This window comes from Prosthecobacter sp. (genome assembly GCF_020439865.1).
Classification (GTDB): domain Bacteria; phylum Verrucomicrobiota; class Verrucomicrobiia; order Verrucomicrobiales; family Verrucomicrobiaceae; genus Prosthecobacter.
In genome coordinates, this window is the sequence record NZ_JAGRPF010000225.1 from 1 (window position 1) to 9,677 (window position 9,677).

8 protein-coding genes are annotated in these 9,677 nt (G+C 58.9%); 7 read left to right on the top strand and 1 reads right to left on the bottom strand.

Features of this window, described 5'->3' with window-relative positions; translation table 11 throughout:
• The 3 genes from KDL09_RS24155 to KDL09_RS24165 form a co-directional block, all read left to right on the top strand.
• Nucleotides 1-1,098 (top strand): CBASS cGAMP-activated phospholipase (locus KDL09_RS24155; protein ID WP_294391155.1); only part of this gene is annotated, 1,098 nt, incomplete at its 5' end.
• 30 nt (nt 1,099-1,128) lie between these two features.
• Nucleotides 1,129-2,274, top strand: a complete 1,146-nt coding sequence (locus tag KDL09_RS24160; protein WP_294391158.1) for a nucleotidyltransferase — start codon at nt 1,129-1,131, stop codon at nt 2,272-2,274.
• A 547-nt stretch (nt 2,275-2,821) separates the two neighbouring features.
• The gene (locus tag KDL09_RS24165) at nt 2,822-4,270 is read left to right on the top strand and encodes a DUF1080 domain-containing protein (RefSeq protein ID WP_294391161.1); all 1,449 of its coding nucleotides are present in this window, start codon (nt 2,822-2,824) and stop codon (nt 4,268-4,270) included.
• A gap of 8 nt (nt 4,271-4,278) precedes the next feature.
• Here the strand turns inward: KDL09_RS24165 and KDL09_RS24170 are convergent, their stop codons facing one another.
• On the bottom strand, nt 4,279-4,656 hold the full coding sequence (locus tag KDL09_RS24170) for a helix-turn-helix domain-containing protein (RefSeq protein ID WP_294391163.1): 378 nt from the start codon (nt 4,654-4,656) through the stop codon (nt 4,279-4,281).
• Between the two features lie 82 nt (nt 4,657-4,738).
• Here KDL09_RS24170 and KDL09_RS24175 point away from each other — a divergent pair, with 82 nt between their 5' ends.
• From KDL09_RS24175 to KDL09_RS24190, 4 genes are all read left to right on the top strand, one after another.
• Nucleotides 4,739-5,320 carry a DinB family protein gene (locus tag KDL09_RS24175; protein WP_294391166.1) on the top strand — a complete coding sequence of 194 codons (582 nt, stop codon included), beginning with the start codon at nt 4,739-4,741 and terminating at the stop codon, nt 5,318-5,320.
• A 41-nt stretch (nt 5,321-5,361) separates the two neighbouring features.
• Nucleotides 5,362-5,799, top strand: coding sequence for a DUF5069 domain-containing protein (locus KDL09_RS24180; RefSeq protein ID WP_294391167.1), 438 nt, complete (start codon nt 5,362-5,364; stop codon nt 5,797-5,799).
• A 42-nt stretch (nt 5,800-5,841) separates the two neighbouring features.
• Entirely contained in the window at nt 5,842-7,206 is a 1,365-nt protein-coding gene (locus KDL09_RS24185) for an MATE family efflux transporter (protein ID WP_294391171.1), read from the top strand.
• A gap of 180 nt (nt 7,207-7,386) precedes the next feature.
• Nucleotides 7,387-9,677, top strand: a 2,291-nt coding sequence (locus KDL09_RS24190) for an autotransporter-associated beta strand repeat-containing protein (protein WP_294391175.1), incomplete at its 3' end; no start/stop codon positions are given.

Consider the following 9,677-nt stretch of genomic DNA (forward strand, 5'->3'; position numbering starts at 1 on the left):
GAGGAGGGAGGAGCGAAAGAGACATGGTTCGTCAGTAGGGGAACGGAGGGGCGTGACAAAACGGTTTCCCAGCTCTGTCACACCAATCCGTTGTCATCAGCAACCAGTAATACTGCCTCAATCGACCAAACACACACAATGAAAGAATTCAAAATTCTCGCGCTAGACGGCGGAGGTCTCAAAGGCCTCTTCACCGCAAAACTGTTGGCTGATCTCGAAACCCACCTGGGAGTGAAGATTGCCGACCACTTCGACCTCATCACCGGCACATCGACTGGGGCGATCATCGCCATTGCCCTTGGCTTGCGGGTTCCTACAAGCGAAATCCTGCGCTTCTACCGTGAGAAAGGGCCACAGATCTTCGACGCACCGAGTATGGGGGTCTTGAAAGCAAAGTATTCGGCAGACCCATTGAAAAAGGCTCTGACGGAAGTGTTTGGCGAGAGAACTCTGGGCGAATCCCGCACGGCACTGGTCATACCGGCATTTAACATCCAACGCCGCGAGGTGAAGCTGTTCAAGACGCGTCACTCCAGCCGACTTTTGAAGGACTGCAAAATGCGTGCAGTGGACGTGGCGATGGCTTCTGCGGCGGCACCGACATATCTGCCGTCGTTCGTGGATGACTCAATGATTCAGTACGTGGACGGCGGCGTTTGGGCAAACAACCCAGCTATGGTAGGCGTGGTCGAGGCAATGAGTGTGCTCGGCGCTGAACGATCATCCATTTCAGTCCTCAGCATTGGCACGACCAAAGAAGTGGTGAGGATGGATGCGGTGAAACAAGACGGTGGGATCGCCGCTTGGGCACTCAAAGCGAGTGACGTGTTTATTGGGGCCGACTCATCTGGAACACATGCGATGGTTGAATTGCTGCTGCGTGATCATCCTGACGAGGACGCATCGAGATATGTGCGGATCAATCCCGAGGTAGCCGCAGGAGAGTTCAAGTTGGACCGCGTTTCTGATCAACTCATCGCCCTCGGAGCCCGTGAAGCGGAACACGCCAGCCGTAATCTACGTCGTCGGTTCTTCGAGTCCAAGGCTCCCGCTTTTGAGCCCATCCCATTCCCGCAGTCGGAAACCCTTGCTGCCTAATTTCATATGATCCCAACAACCCCCACCCAATTGAAAGTCGAGCTGCTCAAAGCGGCCGTGGAGTCTCTGAGCATCCCCCCTGGCATGTATGAGAAGGCAGTGGAGCGCTACGAAGCAGTAACGTCCTTTCTGGACAAGCCAGGAACACGGGTTGCATCGTGGCACCCGTCGCAATCTGTCCAAGGTAGCGCCGCGCTTGGGCTTGCTATTCGTCCGCTAGGCAAGGAGGACTTTGATTTCGATGTCTCGTGTGAAGTGGCACCTCCAAGCCATCTGACTTCGAGGCAAGTGCGTGACGAGGTCGAGAAGCGTCTCCGAGAGGATGCAAACTACTCAAGGATGCTCAACACCGAGAAGCTGCGCTGCTTGCGGCTGGATTATTCCGAGGCCGAAAGGTTCCATTTGGATATCGTCGTGGCGAGGATTGCGCGTTGGCAGAGCCAAACAGGAAGCGCGGTCCAGATTCCAGACAAAGCGCTTGAGCAATGGGTCGGTTCGGACCCTCGTGGTTATATCGCATGGTTCAAACTGAGGCAGATGGTGATCAGACGAGCGGTTAACGAGATGGCTGCCTTCTCCAATGTGAAAAAGGCTGAAGCTGCCCCAGCGCCAGAGCAGCCAAAGGCCAACGAGAAAGTTCCCCTGCAATGGGTCATTCAACTCATGAAACGACACCGCGACCTAATGTTTGAGGGGAATCAATCACACGATGCCCCCATCAGCGTCATCATCACGACTCTGGCTGCGAAAGCCTACCAGGGCGAGGAAGACATCATTGAAGCTTTGAAGAACGTTACTGCCCGGATGGTGGATCAGTTCGACGACGCAGCTAAGACCGTCGTCATGAACCCAGTGCTCGGCAGTGAGAACTTTGCTGACAAGTGGCCCAAGAAGCCTCATCGGCGCATCGCTTTCTTCAACTGGCACACACGGTTTGCCCAAGATGTTCAGTCACTACTGACTGCTGACAAGATTGTGGGCATTGGGAAAGCGTTGGAGACTTTGGTTGGCGCGAATCCGAAGTCTGCAGCATTCAGCAAGCAGGCACAATTCATCAATAAACTCCAAGGCGCACAGTCCCTGGGGGTAATCGGCTCGGCTGCAACCCTTGCACCTACGTATCTCGGGGCGAAGCCAATGCCGGCTCACACCAACTTCGGGCGCGAGGTGACGTGAAGACTTTTTTCAGGAATCACAAGGCTTTGGCAATGGGCTTTCAAGCCCAAGGTCTTCGCAAATACTGCGACACCATTCGTGTCCAAGTGCACAGTCCATCTCATCTGGAGTGGGTTGGCCGAGTGCAGCCTGCGCCTTACTGTGATCAGTATAAGATTCGGATTCACTACCGCACAAACACAAGGTTCGTCCCCCGCCCAGAGGTTACTGTCCTCAATCCCCTTCTCGAATTGCGAGACGGCAAGGGCTGTCCGCATCGATACGCCGAGCAAAAGCCCTGTCTCTACTATCCCCCGGGCAACGAGTGGCGACCTGATATGCTCCTAGCATTGAGCATCGTGCCTTGGACTTCACGCTGGCTCTATTTCTATGAAATCTGGCTCACCACTGGTGAGTGGCATGGCGGTGGGATTGAGCACTGATTTATTTTTGTTCAAGGAATACAGCCGCATCTTGAGCGCTGCCAGATTGTCACATTGGCACCAGAGGTGGCAAAGATACTGGATACGAGGCGGAAGATGGTGGTTGGGGTATTCGTCTCTAAGACATGACGTTTTTCCCGCGCCTGTTTGCCTTCTTCATCGTTGCCTCATCGTTCGTCCAAGCCGTCGAACCCGGCTTCGAGTCGCTCTTCGATGGCCAGACGCTTGACGGTTGGAAGAATGAAGGCAACTGGGCGGTGGTGGATGGCGAGATCGCACGGGTGAAGCGCGGCGGGTCGTTGATTTATGAAAAGGCGAAGGTGCCGGACGATTTCGAGCTGCGCTTCGAGTGGAAGGTGTCGAAGGGCTGCAACAGCGGCGTGTATTACCGGCCGGGGCAGTATGAGTATCAACTGCTCGACAACGCGAACAGCCACTACGGCGAAAATCCGCGGCAGGCGGCGGCTTCGCTGTTCTTCTGCATGGCGCCGACGAAGGACGTGGTGAAGCCGTTTGGCGAGTGGAACGAAGGCCGCGTGGTGTGCAAGGGCACCGTCATCCAGCACTGGCTGAATGGCGAGAAGGTGATCGACTTCGACTATGCCGACCCGCGCTGGCATGCGGAGCTGGAGATTCTGCGCATCCGCGGTGGTGATCTGACGAAACGCGGCGCGAACCTGTCGCTGCAGGATCATGGCGCGGACGTGTGGTTCAAAAACCTGCGCTGGCGGGCGATTCCGGCGGACGAGAAACTCGTGTCGGAGAACCTGACGCCGATGCCGATCCCCGATCTGGCGTTGCGACCGGAGCAGGGGCGCGTGGACAAGATGCTCGCCGGCAAGGAGGGCACGTGGAAGCACGAGGAGATGAAGCGCTTCAAGGCCGACGAGGCGCATCAAGGTGTGGCCGTGGATGGCGGGTACTTTTATGCGATCACGAACGCGGCGATCGGCAAGTATCGCAAAGACACCGGCGAACGTGTCGGCGGCTGGAAGGAGACGAAGGAGGGACACATCAAGCATCTCAACGCGGGACTGATCCTCGACGGCAAACTCTGGTGCGCGCATTCCAACTACCCGGAGATGCCGATGAAAAGCTCCGTCGAAGTTTGGGATCCGCAGACAATGCAGCATCTGGAAAGCATCGATCTCACCGATGCGGGCGGATCACTCACGTGGGTGGACCGGCGAGACGGCGAGTGGTTCGCGTGCTTCGCGCAATACGCGAAAACGGGCGATCCGGCGCGGACGCGCGTGCTGCGCTTTGACACACAGTGGAAGAAGACCGGCGAGCTGGGATTCCCGCCGGAGATGATCGCGAAGTTTGGCAAGAACAGCAGCTCCGGCGGCAGTTTCGGTCCGAACCGGCATCTGTTCATCACCGGCCACGATGCGCAGGAGCTCTACGTGCTCGACTTTCCGGTCACAGGCGATGTCTGGACATGGCGCACGGCGATTCCGATCAGCGCGCACGGCCAGGCCTTTGCGTGGGACCGCAGCGAGCCGGGCTTGCTGTATTCGATCGACCGCAAGACGCACGAGGTGATCGTGTCGCGAGTTGCCTCCGATCCGTGAGGTGACTGTCAGACGGTTTCCAATCCTACCTTGGTGCCGGGTTCCCACTTGAGGCCCCAGTCCCGCATTGATTTGAGGACGGGGCGAAGAGCCACCCCCTTTTCGGTTAGTTCATAGGCCATGCGTTTGGTGCCATCGGCGGCGGGGATCTGACGAGTGATGCCGCCCTTCAGTAAACGCTCCAGCCGGTCACTGAGAATGTTGCTGGGGATTCCCTCGGGCGAGTTGGTGAAGTCCTTGAAGCGACTGCGGCCCAGCATCAGATCGCGGATGACGAGCAGCGTCCATCTGTCGCCGAACAGATCGAGCGCACAAGAAACGGGGCAGGGAGATCTGCGCGAGGTCGAGACCTTGACGGTTGATGAAGACGATCTGGCTTTTGGCATGATGCAATGTGATGTCTGAAGACTTGCATTTCAAAAGTAATATTACTTGCAAAATGAAAGTGAATGGGAACCGTGGGCTCGCATGAACTCCGAACAAGAGCCCCACCTCGATCCACCCGGCGCCGGACTGCCTGCCGCCGAACTCTTCATCGCACGCCGACTTTTTGCCCTGAAGCGTCTGACAGGAACCCGTGAGGGGTTCGCCGCAAGGTTCCGTCAGGAGCGCGCTGCCATTCGCGCGTTGGTAGATCGGTGTGATGAAGCCCGACGTGGCGAGCGCGTGCTCATCGCCCGCCGCCGTGGAATGGAGGACAGCAGCCGGAACTGGTCGGTGTGGATGACGCTGGATCATCTGTGCATTACCAACTCGGCGTTTCAGCAGGTCATCACGGCCCTTGCTCAGGGACGTGTGCTAGCGGGAAAAGCCAGCACGGCCGCGGTGAAGCCCGATCCAGCGGTCACAGCGGCAGTGGAGAGCGAATACGAGCGTTCGTGTGATGGCGTGCTGACCGTTTTGGCCGAGGCGCCCGATTTGAAGACGAAGGTGCGTTATGCTCATCCATGGTTCGGACCACTGGACGCTTTTGGCTGGGCGGCGCTCGCTGCGACGCACATGGGCGTCCATCGCGGGCAGATCGAAAGCATCGTCGCTGGGCTCACATAGATTCGATTGCGAATCGAATTCATCTGAGCAAGGCATTCGCCATGTCAGCCAAACCCGATCCCGCCTCGCTGCCTTGCAGCCCTCTCGACGAAACCGCCGGATTGAAATACTTTCCGCGCATGCTGGGGAAGATTCGCCTGCATGCGGCCGGCAAACTATGGGAAGATCTCCACGCCAATCTTGGCAAGGGCAGCGACGGCGCGCTGGTGGATTTTCTGCACATCAATTACGAAGAATTGAAGGCCCGTGTGCTGCAGGGCGGCTTCGACGAGGAGATCCTGCAGTGGTGCCAGGAACGCAGCAGGCCGCTGAACGACAACGAAAAGCTGATCTGGAACCACTACGTCAAAACACTCGGCTGGAATGACCACATCTCCACCATTCTGGCGAAACGGAAAGCCGACGGCGGGCTTGGTGAACGCGACGACATTCAGACCATCGCGCATTACATCGATGTGGATGAAGGGCGGCTGCCTTGAATGAACGCGGAGCCATCCCAGCCGGTATCGTTCTGGCGAAGCGTGAGGCAGTCGCTCCGCGGCGAGGAGCATGATTACACCACGCTGCCGCTGAACCGTGCGGTCATCCTCCTCGCGGTGCCCATGGTGCTGGAGATGATCATGGAGTCGCTGTTTGCCGTGGCGGATGTGTTCTGGGTGTCGAGGCTTGGCAAGGAGGCGGTGGCGGTGGTGGGGCTTACGGAGTCGGTGATGACCCTGATTTATGCCGTGGCGATCGGCATTTCGATTGCGGCCACGGCGATCGTGTCGCGCCGTATCGGTGAAAAGGAGCCAGAACTCGCGGCGCAGGCGGCGGGACAGATCGTGCTGCTCGGCGTGCTGGTGGCGAGTGGCATAGGCGTGGTGCTTGGGTACTTTGCGCCGGACATTCTGCGGCTCATGGGAGCAGAGGAGAGAATCGTGGCACTTGGCTCGGGATTCGCGCGGGTGATGCTCGGCGGTAATGCGACGGTGTTTCTGATCTTTCTGATCAACGCGGTCTTCCGCGGGGCGGGAGATGCGGTGATCGCCATGCGCACGCTGTGGCTGGCGAATGCGCTGAACATCGCACTGGGGCCGTGCTTCATCTTTGGCTGGTGGATCTTTCCGGAGCTGGGTGTGACGGGTGCGGCTGTGGCGACGAACATTGGACGCGGTGTCGGTGTGCTGTATCAGCTCTGGCATCTGGCAGGTCATCACAGCCGTGTGAAGGTGCGCTGGCAGCACTTCAAACCGGTGCGCGAGGTGCTCGAAGCAGTGTTGAGAAAGTCCGGCAGCGGCATCGCACAGCTTCTCATCAGCACCACGAGCTGGGTGGGCCTGTTCAAAATTCTCGCGCTGTTTGGCAGTTCGGCGCTGGCAGGCTACACCATCGCAGTTCGCATCGTGATGTTTGCGTTGATGCCCGCCTGGGGGCTGGCGAACGCCGGGGCCACGCTTGTGGGGCAGAACCTGGGCGCGAAACATCCTGAGCGCGCTGAGGCGGCGGTGTGGATCGCCACAAAGTTGAACATCCTCGTGCTGGGCGTGGTGGGTGTCGGGTTTGTGCTGATGGCGAATCCGTTGATCCGATTGTTCACCACGGAGCCGGAGGTTTTGGGCTTCGGCACGCAGTCACTGTGGATTGTGAGCCTGGCGTTCCCGCTCTATGCCGCAGGGATGTGTTTTGAAGCCGCGTTCAACGGTTCTGGAGACACATGGACACCCGCACGGTTGAATTTTCTCTGTCTTTGGCTCGGGCAGATTCCCATCGCGTGGTGCCTGTCAAAGACGCTGGGGCTCGGCCCGCTGGGCGCATTCATTTCCGTGCCGGCCGCCTACTCGCTGCTCGCCATTTTCAGCTGGTTCCTGTTCAGGCGCGGGAAGTGGAAGGCGCAGAAGGTGTGATCGCTCTTTGTAGCGTTAAAAGCTACAAGTTGTTGGGTGGCGTTCTGTTTTGAGTTTTGCCTGTTATGTGGCAAGACAAGGTCCCCCAAAGCCTCACCAGTCAGGAACATGTTTTTCATTTCATTCGGTCGCTTTCAGAGCGGCTTTCGTCTTGTCGTCCTTCTGCTTGCATCCCTTTTGATGACGGAAGCAACTCGTGCCGATGTCCTCGTCTGGGACACCAATACCGTGACGGATGATGCCCAAGACGGAACGGGCACGTGGACGGTCGGCGCGCCCAACTGGTTCAATCAGACGCAGACCTTGCAGAATCAGGTGTGGGTCAACGGAAGTGACGCCGTCTTCGGCGCAGGAAGCGGAACGGCGGGCACGATCACTCTCAGCGGTCCGATCACGGCGGGAAATCTGACATTCAATGCGGCGACGAGCGGCAGCTACACGCTCGGTGGCAGTGGGACTCTGACCCTGGTGGATTCCACGATCACCAGCAACGCGGCAGGAGCCATTTCGGCGATTATCGCAGGCAGCACGGCGTGGCAGAAAACCGGGGCAGGCACGCTGACGCTGAACGGCTCCGCCACCAACACCCACACGGGCAACCTCACGTTAGGTCAGGGCACCTTGGCGTTGGCCAAGACCGGTGGCGCCACGGCAGTGGCCGGGAACCTTAACATTACCAATGGTGCGTTTGTCACCTTTACCAACGGGACGACCAATCAGATCGCTTCCACTGCGGTGGTGACGATGAGCAGCGAAGCGTCTGTGTTCAACGGTATTGGACCGAATACGGGAACGGGCAACTCTTTGAACCAGACGCTGGCAGGCCTGACCATCGCTGGCGGCACATTCAACACCGGTGGTTCTTCCACCCCGGGTGTCGGCTCAACTTGGAACATCACGGGCGCGTTCAGCATGACGGGCGGTGCCGTTGGGTCGCGCTCGGTGTTTGTGGGGAACAGCTCCACGGTGATCAATGTGGGAAGCCTCAGCCTCGTGAACATGAATGGCGGCTCGTCCTCCACCGCAGTGACGAACGGCTTCACTTTGTTCGGCAATGGAGGCGCCAATGGCACCTCCCGCATGACGGTTGGCAGCGGTGGGGCCTATCTGCAAAACAGCATCATTTATCTCGGTGCAGGAAACACCGGCTCATTGTTGTACCTCGACGGTGACGTGACAACCGGCGGCACGGCAGCTTCGTCCATTCAGACCACCGGCTCCGGCACGCAGCCCGCCGTCGGTTTGGGAACTTCTGGTGCGGTGAGCCGCACTTTTGCGGTGGCTGGAGGCGGTGCGGACCTGACGATCAGTGTGGCAGTAACCAATGGCACCGCCGCAAGCGCGGCTTTGGTGAAGTCCGGCACCGGAACGCTGATTCTGAGCGGCGGCACCGCCAACACCTACACGGGTGACACGACGATCAACGCAGGCACGCTTCGTCTGAACAAGACTGCGGGCATCACCGCCGTGGCAGGCGACATCGTGGTCAGCACCGGTGGCGTGCTCCAATTGAGCACCAGCAACCAGATCGCCGATGACAAGGGAGTCACGCTCAACGGCGGCACGATGACCGGCTGGAGCACGGACGAGACGATTGCGTTCTTCACACAGAACAGCGGCGGTCTCGCCTCCAGCGGCAACGTCGGACACGTCACCATCTCCGGGGCGCTGACGCTTGCGGGTGGCAACCAGTTGGTCATCAACAGCAACGCAGGCAGTGCCAATCCGGCGAGCTGGAACGTGGGGAGTGCGATTCTCTCCGGTGCCGACATCCTGATCGGCGGCACCAATGGCGCGGGCAATCCTCGCACGTCGCTGACGATCGGGGCAGGAGGTCTGACGATGCTCGGACGCACGATCACGATGAATGTGGGCGATGCGGGAGTGATTCTGAATCTGAACGGCGACTTCTTCGGGAGCGGTTCGAACAACATCACGACCAACAACACCACATCTGTGCAGCCGCTGCTGGAAATCGGCTCTGCGACCCGCACGTTCAACATCGCATCCGGCGGCACGACGACCATTGGTGTCATTATCAGCGGAGCGGGAGGCAATCTGGTCAAAACGGGTGCGGGTTTGATGCAGATCACCGGGGTGGCATCCTACTCTGGAACTACCACGGTGTCGGGCGGCACCCTCAGTGTGGCCAGCACGGCGGGCGGTCTTGCGGGAACGAGCGGCCTTATCATTAACAATGGAGGCATCTTTCAAAACGGCAGCCCCACCACCTCGAACAACAACGGCGTGGCGAACCGGCTCAACACGGCGGCCACGCTCACGCTTGGTGGTGGTGCCTTCAATCAGATCACGGCGGCCACAGGCGCGCACACGCAGGATCTGGACAGCGTCATCATTAACGGCGGCTCCAACACGGTGAACGTGACGGCAACGGCGGGCACCACTAACGCGCTGACCTTCACCGGGACGGATCCGTACGTGCGCACGTCCGGCACCGTGAACTTTGTGCA

Coding starts and splice junctions, on each gene's coding strand:
- KDL09_RS24165 (WP_294391161.1), top strand. CDS start 2,822: ATGACGTTTTTCCCGCGCCTGTTTGCCTTCTTCATCGTTGCCTCATCG.
- KDL09_RS24170 (WP_294391163.1), bottom strand. CDS start 4,656: ATGCCAAAAGCCAGATCGTCTTCATCAACCGTCAAGGTCTCGACCTCG.
- KDL09_RS24175 (WP_294391166.1), top strand. CDS start 4,739: ATGAACTCCGAACAAGAGCCCCACCTCGATCCACCCGGCGCCGGACTG.
- KDL09_RS24180 (WP_294391167.1), top strand. CDS start 5,362: ATGTCAGCCAAACCCGATCCCGCCTCGCTGCCTTGCAGCCCTCTCGAC.